Genomic DNA, 17,097 nt, shown 5'->3' with positions numbered 1-17,097 from the left:
ACTTGGGGGCAAGACAACCAACCGCCACTAGCTGTAGTGGTCCGATGGAGAAATCTGGTGATATAGCGAGAGGCGCCCGGTAAGCCGATACCGGTGTCGCTGATGAGAACAGGAAGGCCCCGGCAGCGCATATCCACGTGAACGGAGACGCTACCAGGGCCCGAGGCACAGCTCGATGCATCCCCGGAAAGCATTTGCTACCAACAAATGCTTTCCACGCCACTCAGCGTGACCCGGTTGCACCCGGATTGCGTTTAAGTTGCAGGGGCGTGCAACGGGCTCAATTCTACGTATTTGGTCAACGGAACGACAAGAGAAATTCGATTCGAATTTTGTAACGTTCCAGCGCAACCAAGAAACGATACCCAAACGCGCAATTTATGCGCAAAGGAATTGAGCATCATGAGTAAATATGCCATTAGATGCACGATCCATGATGGATCGTGGCAGGACTACGAGAACCTGCACTCCGCCCTCGCAACGATCGGCTGCTTCCGGAACATCCTCGCCGACAACGGGACCCGCTACTCGCTGCCGGATGCAACCTACGTCTGCACGACCTTGATGTCGGTCGAGCAGTTGCGCGACGCGGTGGTGCAGCTAGCGCAGCGTGTATCACCGCCAGGCACCGGGCCGGAGGTGATCGTTTTCGAGTGGGGTAACTCGGCATGGTATTTGAAGCCCGCGCCCGCGCAAGCAACGGTACCCCTCGCCACACTGGCGGCACTTGGCCTGCCAGTGTATCGATAAGCCTGCAATAGAACCATGAAGTAAATCCCGAGCGGCCATAAGCCGCTCGGCTCCCGCCGAACCTAGAAAAGTCCAACAGGTTCCTCCGCCCTGTCCCAGCTGTAGATGATGATCTCCCGGCGGCCAACACCGGCACCGCCGCCGACGGTGTAGTTGATGTCGAGGGACTCCATTTCGAACCCCGCGAAACATCGCCGGATCTCGGGATGGTCATTCAGACTCACGATCGCTTTGCCTTTCAGTCCGCGCAGCAAGCCCGCCATGCGCTCATACTCGCTCAGCGGAAAATCGACGCCATAGCCCTCCGTCTCCCAATACGGCGGATCGAGATAGAACAGCGTGTGCGGCCGGTCATAGCGCTCGATGCATGCAGCCCAATCGAGATGCTCTATGTAGGACGACGCCAGCCGAAGGTGCGCGGCGCTGAGCGTCTCCTCAAGCCGCAGCAAATTCAGCCCGGGCGGCGTAGTGGTGGCGGTACCGAAATTCTGCCCTTCCACCTTTGCGCCGAACGCCAGCTGCTGCAAGTAGTAGAAACGCGCGGCACGCTCGATATCCGTGAGCGTTGCGGGCTCGGTGTTCTGCAGCCAGGCGAATACCTTGCGGCTCGACAGCGCCCATTTGAACTGCCGCACGAACTCCTCCAGGTGCCGCTGCACGACGCGGTAGAGATTGACCAGCTCTCCGTTGATATCGTTGATCACTTCCACATCGGCCGGCGGCCGCATGAAATACAACGCAGCTCCGCCGGCAAAAACCTCGACATAGCATTTGTGCGCGGGAAAACGGGACAGCAGCAAATCTGCCAGACGGCGTTTGCCGCCGATCCACGGAATGATGGGTGTTGCCATGAAATGTGAGCCTAGATATCAGTTTGTTAAAATCCGGCCCGCCTCCTAGGAAGGTGGCGAGGCCTCGGCTTGGCTCACTGGGTGTTCAGTGTGTCCGGCGGCTGGCCAGCGCTCCAACGCTGGCCGGTCGCCTCGTCTTTGATTCGAATGGCTGGGCGCCGAATTTAGAGCCCAGTCAATGAGCCGTAGGCGCGCTCGCAGGCCGCGCCGGCGATGTGGGCGTGGTCCGCAAAGTCCGCCAAATCTCCCGCTCTCTGGTCAGCGCGGAGGAGCACGTCGGCAAGCACATCGAGGGGGTCGCCGGCTGCCTCGCCTCCGCCGGCAGCGGAGGAATTGCCGGCGGCGCGACCTGCGGCGACGAGTTCGGCAACTCGCTCGCGCAGCCGCCCAGACTCAGCGCGAGCGCGGCCAGCATCGGCCGAAGCCGTCTCAGCTTGTTGTTTCGCTTCATTGGCAATATCCGATAGTTGTTTCGCACGGCGCTGTTCTTCGATGCGCGCCTCGTCAGTGGCTTTGATCTGGGCCCGCGCTGCATCGAGCGCCGCCCTGTTCCGCTCTGCCTGAAAAACCTTAGTGTCGGCACCGTGTTGCTGGACGCGCCCAGCCCCGTAGGACAGGGCCAGCGCGACGATCGCCACCAGCAGCACGCGAGGGTCGAATAGGCTCACGTCGCCCCCCCGCTCTTCCGGTGTGCGCGCAGCTCCAACCTCCAAAATCCCCAGAGCACGCCGATCGCCACCGCGACATTCAGCGCGATCTCCGGCGCGCTATGGCACGCACCGGGAATCGCGATATTCCCCAGCGCCGCGTAGTTGATCAGCGCAAGCACGCAGGCGCCGCCGGTGCGCGTGGGCACCTTGTGGGTAAGGACCGCCCAAAGCGACCCCGCGAAAATGATGGCGTTGGCCACCACGTTGATGGATGCGAGCATGCTCACTCCTTCGCGCCGCCAATCACGCGCCGCCGTACGTCGTTGAGGATTTCCGGGATCTGCTGCATGGCGTTGTTGACGATCGCCAGGCCGAAGACGGCGGCCGAGGCCACGGCCAGCATGTGCGTATAGGAGCCCGGCACCAGGGCAAAGCGCTCGACGGCCGCGCCGCCGGCCAGGCACCCAATGCCGAGACTGCTGACGAACGACAGCATCCGCTGCCACCAGCTGCCGGGTAGAAACCGCAGCGCGATCACCGAGCCAAGCGCGGCCGCACCGCCCACCTTTGCGGCCACCACGATTTCCTGTTCCGTCATTTACGCCGCCCCCTCTTTGCCGCCGCACAGTAGGTAGCGCGCGCGCAGTTGTTCGAATGTGTGTTCATGCTGGCCATAGCCCGCCCCCGGCAGGCTGGCCCAGATGTTTCGGCATTTGCCGATCGCGTCGCGCAGGCGGCCGGCCTGAATATCAGCCAATGCGCCGCGCTCGCGAATCTGCTGCACGGCGATCGCGTCTTGGGATGCAGGGCTGAAGTCTGGCAACTTGAGCAAGCGCCTGTAGGGGTCGTACCACCGGGCCAGCAGCTGATAGCGCCCCGCCGCCGTGGACTTGATGCCAAGCCGCGGGAGATCCACCAGCACGCGCGGATGATCGGCGTAGCTGCTGAACAGGTCTCCGCCCACCATGACGTCATACCCGTGGTCACGCGTGGGCTGTCGCCCGTCGTCAGTGCCCTCGCTGAAACCGAGCATGTCGAGAAAGGCGGCCACGTTCTGTCCACCCAGCAGAGCCGGGTCTGTAAATGGCATGGTTGCTCCGAGAAAAGAAAAACCCGCCGATTGGCGGGTATGGACGGTCAGAAGAGCACGGCAAGATTCGTTGCAATTGGCCGTGTTTTATCCGCGCTGTACGACCTAGAATCGAGCAGCGCCCTCGAACTGGAAGGGCAACAGCAAAAACAACATTGAAGGGGGTCCCATGCAAGCTCTCCGCATTGCAGCTCTATCAGCGCTCACGGCCGTGGCGGGCTGCGCAACACCTGCTAACAACGAAGAGCCAGTCGCCTGGCGCATGGACCGCGAGGAGCACGCGGCACGTGTCCGCGTCTTCGAATGCCGTGCCGCCGTGGCGCGAGGCGATCGCTCCGACTGCAAGCCTGAGATCGCCGCGCTCGCAAAGGTAGAAGCCGCGCGCCGTTACACGACCTACTCCGATGTTGGCAACATCGGCGCCATGCATATCGAGTAGTCAGATATTCGACACGTCGATCAGGACGGCTTGGCGTGCGCGCGGATCGACGATGAGCGATCCGCCCCCCTCGCCGCCGACGGCGTTCACGTTGATCTGCGTCCAGCGCATCCGGACGCCGTTCGGCAACGCACGCAGCCCATCGCCGCATGTGATGGCGAGCTCTGATACCGCGTAGTGGGTCCCCATGCGCTCCATCGACAGCACAACGGCGTACGTGCCGATTGGCAGGCCCGTATAGTCGTTGTAGTCGGTCAGCGCTAAGGGCTGTCCACCCGCCAGCGTGAAGATGCCGACCGGGTTGAAATACTTGTAATTCGAATCGAAGGTGCAGACGCCATCCGCGCGGAACACCTGAAGTCCGATGCCATGCGCGACTGCCGGCACTTGGTCGAAGATGTAGTACGTGAGCGCCGTACCGTCCCAGTCGGTTGTGGTGTTCACGCATAGGCGAAACGTCCACGAGCTCCCGCTCTGTCGGACGTCCCCCAAGGCCACCGCGTAATTGGCCCGCACAGCGATGATGGGCGCCACACCGGTGACGGTCAGTTCGGCCATCTTAAACGCCGAAATGAATCCATCCGGCGTTGCCGTGGCGGGCGTCACCTGCCCTGTCGCGATCAGCCCCAGGTTGACGTAATTCTCGTCAATCTGCAGCACGCCCCCACTGTTGAACGCTTGAAAGCCTGCGGTCATCAATACACTCCGACGTAGACGGTGACAGCCTGCGTATCGCCCGGATACGGTATGGACCAGGAGACCGTCGTCCCAGAAATCGAGATCTGCGGCAAGTTGGACGCGCCAACCGCCGACGACCACCCGGTTTGAATGACATAGAACGGCGACCCGCGCGCTAGCCCCGGAACGCTGACAGAGCCGGCGCTCGTGCCGGTGTTGAAGACGCCGACGATGGCGCCCAGCCGATCGGTAAGCCGAACGACCGGACGCCCCGACGCGTCGTAAACCTCCAGACCTACCGGCATCACCAGATCCCCATACGAACACGCAGCACACCATTCGCATCGAACACCTGCACCACCTGGTCGGTGATGCGCAGATACCCGCCGCCCGCCACGCCGTTGAGCTCGAGCGTTCCGTTCTTGTCGAGCACCCAGCGCGGCCGCCCGTTGGCGCCCAGCGCGTTGGACTGAATTACGTTGCCGATCTTGGCGTTGGTGATGGCGCCGTCCTGAATAAACGCCGAATCCATGAACACCTGGCCACCCTGGATCAAGAACGGCGTGAGCACGCTGTTCCCGTTCGGATGGATGACGCCAAAACGGTCGGCCGCAATAAGCACCTGGCTCTCGATGACGCCTTGGTTGTTCTCGACGCCAATACCGATGCCAGCCAGGTACGTACGGCCGTTGGCGGCAATCTGCGTCTTGATGGTGTACATCGCGGCCAGCTTGCCGTTCTGATCTGCAACGGCCTGCTGCGCGACCTGCACCGCCGCCGTGTTTTGCGCGACGGTGGCCTGCATGGTGTCGACGCGCTGCGCCACCGCCCGGCCCGCCTCCTCGAGCACAGATTGCGTCGACACGATGCCGGCGAACACGTGATCGTCACCCGCGTAGTCGTTGCTACTGCCGGCCATTGGCGGCTCGATGCTGCTGATCGCAGACAGCAGGTCCGCCCCGAGCTGCGTCTTGCCGATCTGGCCGTTGAGATAGCCCAGGATGTCGGAGGCCTGCGAGCTGCTCGAACCTGGTACGCCCAACCCGCTCGGATACCACGCGCCGATATTCCCCGACTTGTCGACCAGGCGCGCCCAGAAGAAAAACTGTGCGCCGGCCGCCAAGCCCATCATCGTGTGCGTGTTCGCGGGGAACGCAAAATCCCCCAGCTTGACCGCGTCGGCACGGCTCGACGTCTTGCTGTACCAGATCTCGGTGCGCTCGACATCGAGCGGCCCCGTGGGAAATGCCCAGTCGAGCCGGATGCCGAACACGATAGCCGTGGCCAGCAACGTGCCCACGACCGGCGGCGGGCTTGTCTTGCCCTGCAGGTGCGTTTCTGGGGAATACGCTGGCGCGGAGGCCACGTCCAACGGATTGATGGCCCGCACGCGCGCAACGTAGGTACCTGCGTAAATGTTCCGCACTTCCACGCTTTGCGACCCGGTCCGGCCGGCGCTCACCCATTCGCCGTTGTCCCGACGCCAATCGACGGTGTACGCGATGGCGCCCGCAACAGGCTGCCAGCCGACGACCATCGTTGTTACCGCGATGCCCTGATCGATCGTGCTGTAGGTGGACAGCACCACATTGGTCGGCGGCGGCTGCACCGACGGCGGAATGACCGTAATCGGCCGGCTATCGATCCGCGTACCGTGGTCGACCGCCGAGTACTTCTGCGGGTTGTGCTGCAGCGCGATGATCTCGAACGTGAGGCCGTCGTCTTCCGTGACAGACACGACGCGGAAGAGCTGCGTTTTGAGATCGGCACTTTCGATCGACCACACCGCCTCGGGCTGCACGGGCAGCGACCAGTCGGCCGACACCGTCACCGTATTTCCGTCAACGCCGTTGATCGTTCGGCGCTGGGCGGTACCGTCGGTCATATTGACGACCAGGGTATCCCCCGGCGCTGCAACGGCCGGCCGATCGAGCGTCACAGCCCGGCCCGCAGCGGAACTTACGCGCCCGCCGTTGGATCGGCCCGCCCGCGCCGGGTCAGCCACCTCAATTACTGAGCCCGGCATGACGACGGCCGCATCCAGCCCGACCTTAAACGAAATGGTCTCGGTCTCCAGACGGCTTGTCAGGAGAATCCACTGGCCGACCCGCTGCGCCTGCGATTGCGAGGTGCACCCGAAGGCCGTCACCTCCGTCTGCTGAATTCCGTACCGCGCAATGCCATCTGCATCCTGCACAGGCTCGACCTTGGCGATGAAGCGATCAGCCGGGTCGTTCCACGACACCAGCGCCACCGTCTTGCGAGCGCGCCGGGCGCTGCCGGCATAGGAGAATTTCCCGTCGACAACGTTTCCGGCATGGAACAGATAGGAGGCCGTGCTCGGCATGTCCGCCATCGCCACGACATTGCCGGCCGCCCAGAACGCCATGCCGCGGAATACGCTGGCAAGGTCCTGCAGGACGTTGTACGCATCGTTGCGCTGCTGCAGGTAGCAGTTACAGGTAAAGCGCGGTTCTTGCCCGCCCCGCCCGTCCGGCACCAGCTCGTCGCAGTATTGGCCGATTTGGTACAGCGACCACTTGTCGACCATCGCCGCGTTGACCCGATCCCCTAGGCCGTAGCGCGTGTGGAGCACCAGGTCGTAGAACACCCACGCCGGGTTGTTGGTGTAAGCGACCTTAAAAGTGCCGTCCCAAATTCCGGTGTACGTGCGCGAGGCCGGATCGTAGTTGCTGGGCACCCGGATGATTCGCCCGCGCAGCCGATACGAGCGCGTCGGGATGTTGCTGAACTGGCGCGCATCGATGCGCAGGCCGATCAGCGCCGAGTTCGGGTAGCGCAGCTTCGCGTCGATCACTTCGGCGAACGATTCGACGCGCGTCGTATCTGCGATCGTGCCGCTGTTGGCGTTCGGCGTCGTGCGCCGCACCCGGATCGTCCAACCGTTGCGCGCCGGTGGCAATTCGATGCGATGCGTGCGCGCGTATTTATTGGTGGTCTTTCCATCGAAGGCGCTGGCCATCACCTGCTGATACGCGGCGCCGTCGGTGGCCAGGTCGATCGCATATTCGACGCGGCAGCCGTTGATATTGCCGTTGCTGGTGTCTGCCTTCGACAATGCTGGCACCGACAGCTGCACACGCACCGCCGAAAGCTGGGTATTCGCGATCGCACGAACCCATGGCATCGCCGACGTCAATTCAACGCCGACGCCTGTTTCGTTCTCCACCGACGGGAAACCCGGAATGGCATCTTGATCCTGCGTGCCCGGCCGATAGTCGACGGCAACGTTCTGGAAATTCAGAGAGCCGTCGGCGTTGGCCAGAGGCGTGCCCTCCAGGTAAATGCTCTGCAGCCCGTTGACCAGCCCAGCAATCTCACCCTCCGACACGAGGTCGAGGACGCGCGCATAGGCGATGGAGTGCAGGCTGTCGGGCGACTCAACGGGCGAACTACCGCCGCCGCCATCCTTGCCGCCGTATCCGACGATATTTCGCACTTCGGCTCACCCAAAAGAAAAGGCCCCGCATAAGCGGGGCCTTGCTGTTCAGTTTCAGAAATCAGTTGCGGGCTCTACACCTGGTCTTCGGCGAAGATGCCGCCAGAGATCACGGCTGAGCCGACTTCAAGCTCGCCGTACAGTAGCGGCACGGGATTGCCCTGGGCGCTGGTGTTGACGGGGCCGTTGAAGTTGTAAGAGGCGCCGTTCTCCGGCGAATCGCGTGCGGATAATCCGGTCGGCTGTGGCGACAGCATCTGAATGACACCGCCGAGCATCATGACGGCGCCGAACTTCATCAGCGGCGCGCCGAGGCCGCCACCGAAATAGCTCACGACGGCGCCCACGACTACCAGCACTGCGCCGATGATCGTCTGCAGAATGCCCCCGCGCTTGCTGCCGACCAGAATGGGCGCAATCCGGATTTCGCCCCGCCCCGGCGGCAACTCGAGCTCGTCTTTGCTCAGATTCCGTCTGCCTGCGAACACGGCGTATGCGATGCCCTTGTCTTTGCTCTCGAGCAGCTCGCGGCGAAAGCCCTTGAGCAGTACGCACAACGCCTGAATAGCCTCCGCAGGACTTGCGACCGCAAGCTCGAAGCGCCGGCCGAAGCGGGTGCCCAGCTTTCCGTACAGGCGCACGGTTCGAATTCGCTGTTCCATAGGCCTAGATCTCCGATTCGTGGCGCAACACGCACCGCGTGATCTCGCGCCAGTAACCGCCATAGACGTCGCGTGACGAAAGGCGCCCGTGCAGGTGGTGCAGCATGTGGCCATCGCCGAGATACACACCCGCGTGGTTCGGCACGGGCGCTCGAAGCTGCATCAGAATGACGTCCCCTGCCCGCTCTGGCGTATCCTGCGAGACGACGCGGAAGCCCGCCTCCGCGTAGTGCTGCAGGTAAAGATCGCCGCCGCTCGCCCACCAATTGTCGTGCCGTTCAAAATCCGGCAAATGGATGCCACGCTCGCGGTCATACCAGTCGACAACGAGGGAGTAGCAATCCAGCACACCGTGAGCGAACTGACGGCCGACGAGCGGCGCCCGGTAGCCACAGGGTTCGATCGTACGCACGTCGTCGGCTGGCCAGGCGATGATGTGCCATGGCACACCGGAGGCCTCGCATGCAACGCGGTCGGCTTGACTGGGTTCCGCGCTGGCGTTGGGGTGGCTGTGCACGACGGCCATCACCTCGCCCATGTCTTCGGCTGCGGCGTAATCCTCCGCCGGCAATTCAAAATGCTCGGTACCGACGGCCACGTTGCGGCATGGCACATAGCGCTCCCGCCCGTTGACCACGACCACCAGGCCGCAGGCTTCGCGCGGGAAATCGCGCGCGGCGTGCCGGCGCGCTTCATCGAGTGTCTGTTGTTGCATGTCAGGTGCGAACCAGATCTGCCGCGGGAAACGAGCCGAACGGCAGCGGGTTGTTGGCGCCAAAGCGGCATTTGCACGATGACAGCCGGCCACCGCATTTATCGAGGGAAGGATCGGCCACCGGGTTGTCGTCGCGATCGAACATTGCGGCGCCCGTATAGCCGCAGTTCGGCCCCCGGTATCCGCCAATCATCAGCCACACACAGACGTTGGCGACGATCTGGCGGCGCGGGAGCTGCACGCCGTTGAAGTCGAGCGCACTGGAGAGCTCGAATTCGACGGTCTCGCTTGTTTCGGCTGTCTTCTGCTCGACGAACCACTCTTCGACGGGCAACTCCTCGGTCGGGTCCGCCTCGGGATTCCCTTCCGGAAAATTGCGCGCATCGAGGAAGCGGCCCAGGGTGCGCCGACGTCGCAGCTTTGCGCCAACGAGGTCGTTGGCGTACAGGCAGACCGCCGAGATCGAGCCATCGACGTTACCAACGGTCAGGCGCGGTGCCGGCTGCTGCCCCTGACCGGAGCGAGCGAAGCCCTTCCCTTCGATGGGCCACGGACTGTATTCGTTGCCTTGCCACCAGATTGAGCCGACCTGCGTGTGGCCGTGAAAGCGCAGCCGGTCGGCGCCGATCTCGGTCGCGTCGAGCTCAAACAGCTCAACGAGCGCGCCAGGCTCGAGGCGCTGAATATCGCCGGTGATCTTCATGGAGCCGGCACCTCCGGCCACTGAATGTCCGCGGCGCCAACGTCAATCCGATTGAGCTTTACAACGTAGCGCTTCCACGCCAACAGAAGAGCGGCCTCCGCATCCGTCGCCTCGCCCAGCTCGGCAGCGAGTTGCAACGGCACCATTGCGTCGCGCGCCGCTTCCATCCGGTCAGCTCGCTCTTTAGCGGCGGCCACTTTGCTCAATCGCGCCGCCTCGTCGACGTTCAGGACCCACGCGGCACCAGACCAGAAGTGAGCTAGCGACGGGCGCGGCTCGGTCGTCGCGTCCGCCGGAAGCAACCCGATTCCAAAGTAGCGACCACCAAGCGTATAGGGCGCGCCATCTGCGATGCTGAATATCGGCACATTGCGATAATCCGGTTGCATCTCCCAATCGCCTTCAGTCCAGTTGGATGGCACCGCTCCGTCGCTCTTCACGTAAACGGCGACAGTCCCAGCGGGTGCATCGGGAGGTGTTCGCGGTGTGGCGAATGCCGGAACGAGCGACCCGCCGGGTTCGAGCGGGTCCTCGTCGGCCAAGTCTGCGCCGAGGCAGATTCCGAAGAGTGGGTGATAGTGATAGATGTCCATGTTATGCATACCGAATGCAGGCCAGCAACGCCACGTTTCGCGGACGCGCGCCAACCGCGGCTGGTGCGGAATTGGTGCTTGCTGCCGGCATACTCGCGCTGAAGTACGGCCCCGAGCTTGCCGGTAAGATCGAATCGCCGCTCGGATAAGCGGACCCGTTATCTACTAGCGTCGCGGCCGGCATGCCGACCAGAATCCCGCTCTGCGCACTCGCGCGATAGACGCCCAACCATGGGTGCACGGAGGCACCCTGACCCGAACCAAAGGCCCGGCCGGCGTCGATGCCTCGTCCGTCGTCCCAACCGCGCATAAACTCGCCCCGCAGATCAGGAACATTGAAGGTCGTTGCGCCGTCACCGGCCCCGAAGGTCGTGCCGATGGCTGCAAACAGTGTGTTGTAAGTTGTGCGGGAAACCGCCGCGCCATTGCACTTCAGATAGCCCTGCGGCGCAGTGTTCCTGGCAAACATCACCACACTCCCGGCCTGCAGCGCGTTGACTGAGAACAGGATTCCGATGTTCGTTTGCTGGTTATCCGTTACCGACTTGTCGGCCTTGGCGGCGATCGCCGTCGAATTTGCCTGCACGCTTTGCGTGAGCGCGTCAACGGCCGCGGCGATGGCCGTCATATTCGCGTTGGTCTTTGCGTTCGCCTCGCGGTTCGTGTTGCCATCCTTGCCTTCTGGCGGGGTGCCTAGACTAATTTGCTCGAGAATGAGACTCATGGCGCGAAGCTCTGCACAAAGGTTGCCGAAAGGGAGTAGACGCCGCCAGCCTCGACGGCTGGCGTGTATTCGCCGACGCGATAACGCCCCTGCACGCCCAGCGGTGGCGTCCATAGGAACGATTTCGCGCCGGCGTGGCGGTCGATGAACGCCTGAATTGCGCCGATGCGCGCTGCATCGCCGACAAATCGCAGCGGCCAGGAGCTGGTGCGGTTGTTGATGCCGTCTTGTGCCACCTGCTGGTAGCCATCGCCAAACTGCGCCGACCGCGTGCGCAGCTTGACGGTGCCCTGCGCGCTGCCGCCGGCCGCGCGCCAGGTGAAAGTTTCAAGTGCCATGGAATTCCTTTCAGTTGCGACGGCCGGACAACACGCCGCCCTGCAACGTTGCACGCTGCAGCCTGTCGTCAATCCGCCTGTCGACTTCCTTGAAAATCAGATCGATCTGAGTGCGTCCATCCTGGTCGGTGGACTGCTGCACCTCGAGCTGGCTCGGTGCGCCAATCACGTTCACCACCACGCCGCCACCGCCCAGCGCATGGTTTGGCACGATCGAACCCGAGCCGCTGGGCCTGAAGAGTTCCGGCCCCTGCTCGCCCACGAGGTACAAGCCACCGGCGGATACCGGCCCGCCCGCCGCGCGAGCGCCGTCAACGAACAAGCCGCCGCCGTAGCTAGGCGCCGGCATGCTGCCGCCGTAGAGCATGTCGCCAGGCACCGTCATCGTCCCCCCGCTTGCCGCAACGGTTCCCGCTGCGGACCCTCCGACGTCTCCGGCGAACGAGCCGAACATGCTGCCGACCATGCTCAGACCCATCTGCGCCAGGCCTGAGATGGCTGCGCGTGCCTGAATACGCGCAAGGTCAGCGATGACGCTCTGGGCGAAGCTCTTGAAATCCAGCTTGCCCGTGGTGGCGAACTTGGCGACGGCGTCTTCCATCGACTGAAACGCGTTGGAGAACAGCCGCTCAGCGGAGGCCGCCACATTGGCTGCCGCGTCCCGGTAGTCCGCCAGCGCCGACAGCGCTCCGAATTTCCAGTCGGATTGCTTGGCGGCCAGTTGGTCGTAATACGCACCCAACTGATCCAGCGCGGCCCGCTCGCTCTCATTGATCTTGGCGAGCTCTTCGTTGTATAGGTCAGAGCCAACGAGCCCGCGCTTGGTCATCGACTTGTTCCAGTCGGTGCGCATGCGCTCGAATTCGCGGTAGATCGACTTCGCCGCGTTGACCTGCTCGTTGGCGCGCTTGCCCAAGCCGAAGGCGTCAAGCTGTCGGCCGAACTGCTCACTGCGCGCCTGCGCGGCATCGGCAATTCGAACGTTCATTCCCTCTGCCTGCTGGCGTGCGTCTTCCAGCAGCTTCCGCTGTTTCTCCAGCTCCGCTGTTTCGTCCTTGCGTTTCTGGATTGCGAGCTCGGCCGCGATGTTCAGGTCGAGCTGCGCGCGAATCTGATCCTGGTGCGTGAGCAGGCTCTTCTGATCAGCGGTCAGGGTCTTCTTGCCCTTGATGTCCGCAATTTGCTGCTCGAACTCGGCGCGCGCCTTCTGACCAGCGGTGAGCTGATCCTCGACGGCCTGCTGTGCGGCCAGGGCGGCGCCGGTCTTGCGCAGGTTTTCCAACATGCGCGCGCCAGCGTCTTCGGTTGCCGCCTTCGGCGTCTTGTCCTTGTACTTCTCGTTGATGGCAGCAACGCCCTTGGCGTATTCCTCCGCCGACAGCCCTGCCTTTTCAGCATCAGACTTGAATTTCTTCAGGTCGTCATCGCGGATCTGCCGGCGCGACCGGACGCTCTTCATCAGTGCGTCGATCGACACCCGCGCACCAATCTTGTCGTCTTCCGCACGCTGCTTGGCGGCCTGGTCGGCCGCCTTCTTCGCGTCGGCGACGACAGCATCGTTGTACTGCTGCAGGCGCGACCGGTTCGCATTGAGCGCGGCCTCGAGCTGCACCGTGTTGTAGCCCTTCGCACGCGCCTCGGCCAGCTCCTTTTCCTGCTGGGCCATCGTGCGATAGAGCCCGTTGAGCTTGTCGCCCGCCGTCTCCGCGCGACCGATACCCGCGATGGCGTCCCAGGCCCTTTTTGCCGTCTCTGTCAGCCCGATCCACGCGAGCTCCATGTAACCGACGTTGCGGCGCACCTCCAGCGCGCGATCGCGCAGTGCGTCCGCGAACGTCTTTTGCGCAAGCGCCGCCGCCTCGTCGACCTGGCCGGCTCGCTCGAGGGCGGCGATCTGCTCATACACCGCGCCGGTCAGGTAGTGGAATTGCTCGTTCAGCTTGACCGAGGCCTTGGCGGGCTCTTCGGCGAGCTTGACGAAATCCTTGATGGTTTCATCGATCGACTGCCCGGTCGCCTTCTCCATGGCGATGGCAGCTGACGAGACTTCGACCATCTGCTCGCTGGCCACGCGCCCGGTGGTCGTAATGCGCGTGAGCACATCCGCTGCCTGGTGCTGGGTGCCGATGACGCGCGACACCGACTCGGCCATGCCCGCCATCTGCCCGCTCGACACGCCGGCGTAGTGGCCGGTCATGATCAGCGCGTTGGTGTAACCCCGGGCCTCCTGTGCGCCTGTCATCCAGGCATACGCGAGCGCACCAGCCGCGGCAGCGGCGACAGTCGTCGGTGTGATCAGGCTGGCAACGTAGGACGCAACGCCCTTTAGCGCCGGGCCGACGCCGCCAAACATGTCCTTGAGCTGGCCGCCTTGCTGCGTGAGCACCAGCATCGGGCTCTGGCCGCCTGCGAGCTGCGTGACGATATCGGTGATCTGCGGTGACACCATCCGCATCGCTGCGGCCGTCTGGCGCGCCGACATGCCGAGGTTCTGCTGCGCCGTATCACTCGCCTTGCTGGCAACTTCAACCGCGCGTAGGCGCTCGATGTACTGCTGCGCCGCTGCCGTCACGCCGAGCTGCTCGGCGCGCAGCGCCGCGTATTCAGCGGCCGTTCTCCCCGCGCGGTCCGCCTGACGCTCCAGGCCGCGCAAGAAGCGGGTCGCAGCGGCGTCCATATTGCCTGCAGCTGCGGTGGCGGCTTGGCCGATCGTTTCCACGCCGGCTGCCGCCCTTCCACCTTCCTTCGCCACCGACGCCGCTGCCTGGCTGATCGTCTCGATGCCCTGAGCGGCGCGCCGCCCTTCAGTGGCGACGGTGTTGGCGAGGCCGGTTACCGCACTTCGGGCCTCGGACACGCCGGCGCGCACGCCGGACACGTCCGCGCCCACCTCCAGCGTCGCTTTACCGACGACGGACTCTGACATGTCATTCCCCGTTCATTTCTTCCAGCGCGGCGTGTTCCATGATGCGAATGCCTGCGAAAACCTCGGCGTGCTGTTCGGCAGCGACTTGCAGTAGCTGAAGCACGACCGGAATCGCCGTGTAATCGAGCCCGATAGGGCCGCGGGCACCGATCCGCCACTGGGTACCGAGGTGCGCAAAAACCTCGACCGTCGTGGCGTTATCCGGCCACACCGCAACGGGCTCAGGCTCTAGGTCGTCCGCTGTTAAGCCGAAGGCGGCAAGCTGATCTGCATCGTGCGACCGCCAGTACAGCCGGCGCGCCGCCTCGATCAGTTTCCCCGGCGCTGCCCCATCAGTTCGGCCGCGTACGCATCGAAGATGGCGCGCGGTGCACCCGGGTAGTTCTGCACGACCTGGTTGAGCGCCTCGCGCGAGAACTCCGCATCGACGTCTTCCCAGCCCGCGATGATTTCGAGCAGGATGGAGGCGTCGTCTTCGCCCTCGCCGGTTGGACGCCGGAGATACTCGAGCGCGTCGTCGCGGGTCTTGTGCTTGAAGGTGAGCGTCAGCTTTTCCGTGCGGCCGCCGGCGGCCGGAATATCGACCGTTGTCGTGAACGTCGGGTTCGGGTTGATCTGGAACATCGAGTTAGGCTCCTGCGTAGCGGGTGACTTCGCCGGTGAGCGACAGCGTCACCGCGATGGTCATGGCTTCGTTCTTGGTGGTGGTGGGCACCTTGGAGAACGACACATAGGCGCGGGCGTAGAGCTTCGAGCCGCCCGGCAACGTCATCAGGATGGAACGCGGCTCGCGGTCCTCATCAGCCGCTTCCAGCACCGCGTAGTGCGGCAGGCTCGGATCGTCCGCGATCGTCAGCGCGAACGAGCGAGCGCTGCGGATGGTCGGGATTTGCTTCTCGTCGCCCGTGTCCTCCAGGAACGAGTAGTTGTAAAACTGCTGCTCGCCGCCCGAAGCGGCCGAACTCAGGACCTGGCTGATTTGCTGCCACGCCTGCACCGCTCGCACCGAGCCGATGCCTGTACCCGCCGGGTATTTCGACACGTTGGTCGTATCGAAGCCTTCGAGCGTGAAATCGTCAGCGGCCGAGGTATCGATGCGGGCGACACGCCCGTCGAGGCTGGACCAGCCAGACAAGATCTCGACGATTGCGCCGTCGGCCAGGCCGTGCCCCACGCTGGTGACGTGCGGCGGCTTGGCGTTGGTAATGGCCGAGAACGGCTTCGCAACGCCATAGGCCGAAGCGATGGCGAACGTCGTGCCGTTGGGAAGGCGAACTGCCATGGTGATCTCCAGAAATGAAAAAGCCCGCACAAGGCGGGCAGAAAAATGCGGGCGCGGCAGGCGCTACCGCGGAAACCAGATCGAAAAATCCTGTGTGGCGCCGCGCAGCTTGGTTTCGGGCTCCAGCGTTGCCGCGAGCTCACCGAGCGGCGTGGCCTGCAGCACATCGTCCAGCTCGAGCGCGTCAGCGATGGCGCGCATCAGCGCGTTCGCCTCATCACGCGTTTTCGCCCACACGTTGAACTGAAACCGCCCGTTGCGTTTGTCGGGCAGCCCCGCCAGGAAGGTGAGCGCCTTTCCGCCTATCTGCGAGTAGGTCGCGTATGGCAGCGCGGTATCGGCCGGTGCCTCGTCGGGGAAGAGACGGTCTTCGACCATCGGTGCAAGCGCACGCTGGAGTTCTACCTCAACCGTCATAGGGAACCTCGGCGGCAACCTCATTACCAAAATCGTCCACCACGGACCGCCGCAACGCCTGCGCCATCTTTTCGACGGCCCGCTGACGCATGGCTTCGAGAGCGGCCGGGGCCTGATCATAAGCGCGCCGTATGAACGAGTGCGGCGGTACCCATCGAATGCGCTTCTTGCGCCCATCCACCTTGCGCACGAGCCAGTGGCCGTTTTCGATCAAATGACCGTGCGGCGCCTTCTTCGCATTCCACGAAATGCGGTAGACCGCCTCGCCGGCAGTCGACTGCTTGTCCGCGTACGCGCGGTAAATCGCCTCACGCAGCTGGCCAGGCCGCACACCCTTCTTTTCGGTGCCGCGGTAAATAGGCGCCAGCTTGCGCGCTTCGTCATAAAAAACCAGCGCGCCGGCGTGTGCAACCGACCGAACAACGTGCTCCTCCACATCGTCAGCAAGCTGCTCGAGACCCGCGAGCACATCGCCGCTCAACTCGAACATGATTACCCCTCACTGGCGCCGAGCGCGACGACCAGGTCGACGTGCTCACGATTGATTTCATCGGGCAACACCGCCTGAATATCGGCAGGCTTTCCGCGGTAGATCACCCGCCAAGTCGCTGTCACGTCTGTGCGGTACCGGATGCGCAAGCTGAGCTGCCTGGTGGCGGTCTCACGTCCTGCCGCAATGACCTCGCGACCGGATTGCCCTAAGGGTCGAGCCCATGGCCGAGCGACCGTCTCCCAGGTATCGGTTGGCTGCCCCGATGGCGTCCGCCCCTTCACACGTCGCTGCAACTCGATCCGCCGACTGTTGCGTCCGAAATCCAT

General features: G+C 63.7%; 23 protein-coding genes. 2 read left to right on the top strand and 21 right to left on the bottom strand.

Going from position 1 to position 17,097, the window contains the following annotated elements; genetic code table 11:
• Positions 1-402 precede the first annotated feature (402 nt).
• On the top strand, positions 403-750 hold the full coding sequence (locus tag NKG59_RS11840) for a hypothetical protein (RefSeq protein WP_253536958.1): 348 nt from the start codon (positions 403-405) through the stop codon (positions 748-750).
• Positions 751-812: 62 nt separating this feature from the next.
• On the opposite strand, the gene NKG59_RS11835 is transcribed toward NKG59_RS11840, so the two are convergent.
• From NKG59_RS11835 to NKG59_RS11815, 5 genes are all read right to left on the bottom strand, one after another.
• Positions 813-1,601, bottom strand: a complete 789-nt coding sequence (locus tag NKG59_RS11835) for a DNA adenine methylase (protein ID WP_253536955.1) — start codon at positions 1,599-1,601, stop codon at positions 813-815.
• Between the two features lie 164 nt (positions 1,602-1,765).
• The gene (locus NKG59_RS11830) at positions 1,766-2,269 is read right to left on the bottom strand and encodes a DUF2514 family protein (protein WP_253536951.1); all 504 of its coding nucleotides are present in this window, start codon (positions 2,267-2,269) and stop codon (positions 1,766-1,768) included.
• Positions 2,266-2,532 carry a hypothetical protein gene (locus NKG59_RS11825; RefSeq protein WP_252692806.1) on the bottom strand — a complete coding sequence of 89 codons (267 nt, stop codon included), beginning with the start codon at positions 2,530-2,532 and terminating at the stop codon, positions 2,266-2,268. Before NKG59_RS11825 ends, NKG59_RS11830 begins: the two co-directional genes overlap by 4 nt.
• A gap of 2 nt (positions 2,533-2,534) precedes the next feature.
• Positions 2,535-2,849 (bottom strand): hypothetical protein, encoded by a 315-nt coding sequence (locus tag NKG59_RS11820; protein WP_252692808.1) that lies wholly within the window; start codon positions 2,847-2,849, stop codon positions 2,535-2,537.
• The gene (locus NKG59_RS11815) at positions 2,850-3,341 is read right to left on the bottom strand and encodes a glycoside hydrolase family 24 protein (protein ID WP_253536949.1); all 492 of its coding nucleotides are present in this window, start codon (positions 3,339-3,341) and stop codon (positions 2,850-2,852) included. It abuts the gene before it with no gap.
• A 169-nt stretch (positions 3,342-3,510) separates the two neighbouring features.
• On the opposite strand from NKG59_RS11815, the gene NKG59_RS11810 reads away from it, so the two are divergent.
• Positions 3,511-3,780 carry a hypothetical protein gene (locus NKG59_RS11810; protein ID WP_253536945.1) on the top strand — a complete coding sequence of 90 codons (270 nt, stop codon included), beginning with the start codon at positions 3,511-3,513 and terminating at the stop codon, positions 3,778-3,780.
• Here NKG59_RS11810 and NKG59_RS11805 read toward each other — a convergent pair whose 3' ends face one another.
• The 16 genes from NKG59_RS11805 to NKG59_RS11730 form a co-directional block, all read right to left on the bottom strand.
• Entirely contained in the window at positions 3,781-4,476 is a 696-nt protein-coding gene (locus NKG59_RS11805; RefSeq protein ID WP_253536942.1) for a hypothetical protein, read from the bottom strand. It lies immediately after the preceding gene.
• The gene (locus NKG59_RS11800) at positions 4,476-4,766 is read right to left on the bottom strand and encodes a hypothetical protein (protein ID WP_253536939.1); all 291 of its coding nucleotides are present in this window, start codon (positions 4,764-4,766) and stop codon (positions 4,476-4,478) included. Before NKG59_RS11800 ends, NKG59_RS11805 begins: the two co-directional genes overlap by 1 nt.
• A complete protein-coding gene (locus tag NKG59_RS11795) occupies positions 4,763-7,918 on the bottom strand; it encodes a TipJ family phage tail tip protein (protein WP_253536936.1) in 3,156 nt (1,051 codons plus the stop codon). The genes NKG59_RS11800 and NKG59_RS11795 overlap by 4 nt, the downstream gene beginning before the upstream one ends.
• Positions 7,919-7,992: 74 nt before the next feature.
• On the bottom strand, positions 7,993-8,580 hold the full coding sequence (locus tag NKG59_RS11790) for a tail assembly protein (protein WP_253536933.1): 588 nt from the start codon (positions 8,578-8,580) through the stop codon (positions 7,993-7,995).
• A 4-nt stretch (positions 8,581-8,584) separates the two neighbouring features.
• A complete protein-coding gene (locus tag NKG59_RS11785; RefSeq protein ID WP_253536930.1) occupies positions 8,585-9,295 on the bottom strand; it encodes a C40 family peptidase in 711 nt (236 codons plus the stop codon).
• A 1-nt stretch (position 9,296) separates the two neighbouring features.
• Entirely contained in the window at positions 9,297-9,998 is a 702-nt protein-coding gene (locus NKG59_RS11780) for a phage minor tail protein L (protein ID WP_253536927.1), read from the bottom strand.
• A complete protein-coding gene (locus tag NKG59_RS11775; protein ID WP_253536925.1) occupies positions 9,995-10,591 on the bottom strand; it encodes a tail fiber assembly protein in 597 nt (198 codons plus the stop codon). The genes NKG59_RS11780 and NKG59_RS11775 overlap by 4 nt, the downstream gene beginning before the upstream one ends.
• A 1-nt stretch (position 10,592) precedes the next feature.
• Complete coding sequence (locus tag NKG59_RS11770) at positions 10,593-11,315, bottom strand: phage tail protein (RefSeq protein WP_253536922.1); 723 nt, start codon at positions 11,313-11,315, stop codon at positions 10,593-10,595.
• Positions 11,312-11,653, bottom strand: a complete 342-nt coding sequence (locus tag NKG59_RS11765; protein WP_253536919.1) for a phage tail protein — start codon at positions 11,651-11,653, stop codon at positions 11,312-11,314. Before NKG59_RS11765 ends, NKG59_RS11770 begins: the two co-directional genes overlap by 4 nt.
• 10 nt (positions 11,654-11,663) lie before the next feature.
• Entirely contained in the window at positions 11,664-14,579 is a 2,916-nt protein-coding gene (locus tag NKG59_RS11760; protein WP_253536917.1) for a phage tail tape measure protein, read from the bottom strand.
• A 1-nt stretch (position 14,580) separates the two neighbouring features.
• Positions 14,581-14,790: a DUF1799 domain-containing protein gene (locus NKG59_RS11755; RefSeq protein ID WP_253536915.1), complete on the bottom strand. Its 210-nt coding sequence runs from the start codon at positions 14,788-14,790 to the stop codon at positions 14,581-14,583.
• Positions 14,791-14,888: 98 nt separating this feature from the next.
• The gene (locus NKG59_RS11750; protein ID WP_253536912.1) at positions 14,889-15,203 is read right to left on the bottom strand and encodes a phage tail assembly chaperone; all 315 of its coding nucleotides are present in this window, start codon (positions 15,201-15,203) and stop codon (positions 14,889-14,891) included.
• A gap of 4 nt (positions 15,204-15,207) precedes the next feature.
• Positions 15,208-15,861 (bottom strand): phage tail protein, encoded by a 654-nt coding sequence (locus tag NKG59_RS11745; RefSeq protein WP_253536910.1) that lies wholly within the window; start codon positions 15,859-15,861, stop codon positions 15,208-15,210.
• A gap of 63 nt (positions 15,862-15,924) precedes the next feature.
• The gene (locus tag NKG59_RS11740) at positions 15,925-16,278 is read right to left on the bottom strand and encodes a DUF3168 domain-containing protein (RefSeq protein WP_253536908.1); all 354 of its coding nucleotides are present in this window, start codon (positions 16,276-16,278) and stop codon (positions 15,925-15,927) included.
• Positions 16,268-16,768 carry an HK97 gp10 family phage protein gene (locus tag NKG59_RS11735; protein ID WP_253536906.1) on the bottom strand — a complete coding sequence of 167 codons (501 nt, stop codon included), beginning with the start codon at positions 16,766-16,768 and terminating at the stop codon, positions 16,268-16,270. Before NKG59_RS11735 ends, NKG59_RS11740 begins: the two co-directional genes overlap by 11 nt.
• Positions 16,769-16,770: 2 nt before the next feature.
• On the bottom strand, positions 16,771-17,097 hold the full coding sequence (locus NKG59_RS11730; protein WP_253536904.1) for a phage head closure protein: 327 nt from the start codon (positions 17,095-17,097) through the stop codon (positions 16,771-16,773).

Origin of the sequence: Ralstonia chuxiongensis (assembly GCF_024158925.1) — a bacterium.
GTDB lineage: Bacteria > Pseudomonadota > Gammaproteobacteria > Burkholderiales > Burkholderiaceae > Ralstonia > Ralstonia chuxiongensis.
Note: the sequence above shows the minus strand (reverse complement) of the source record. Positions and strands in the feature narration are given on the sequence as shown.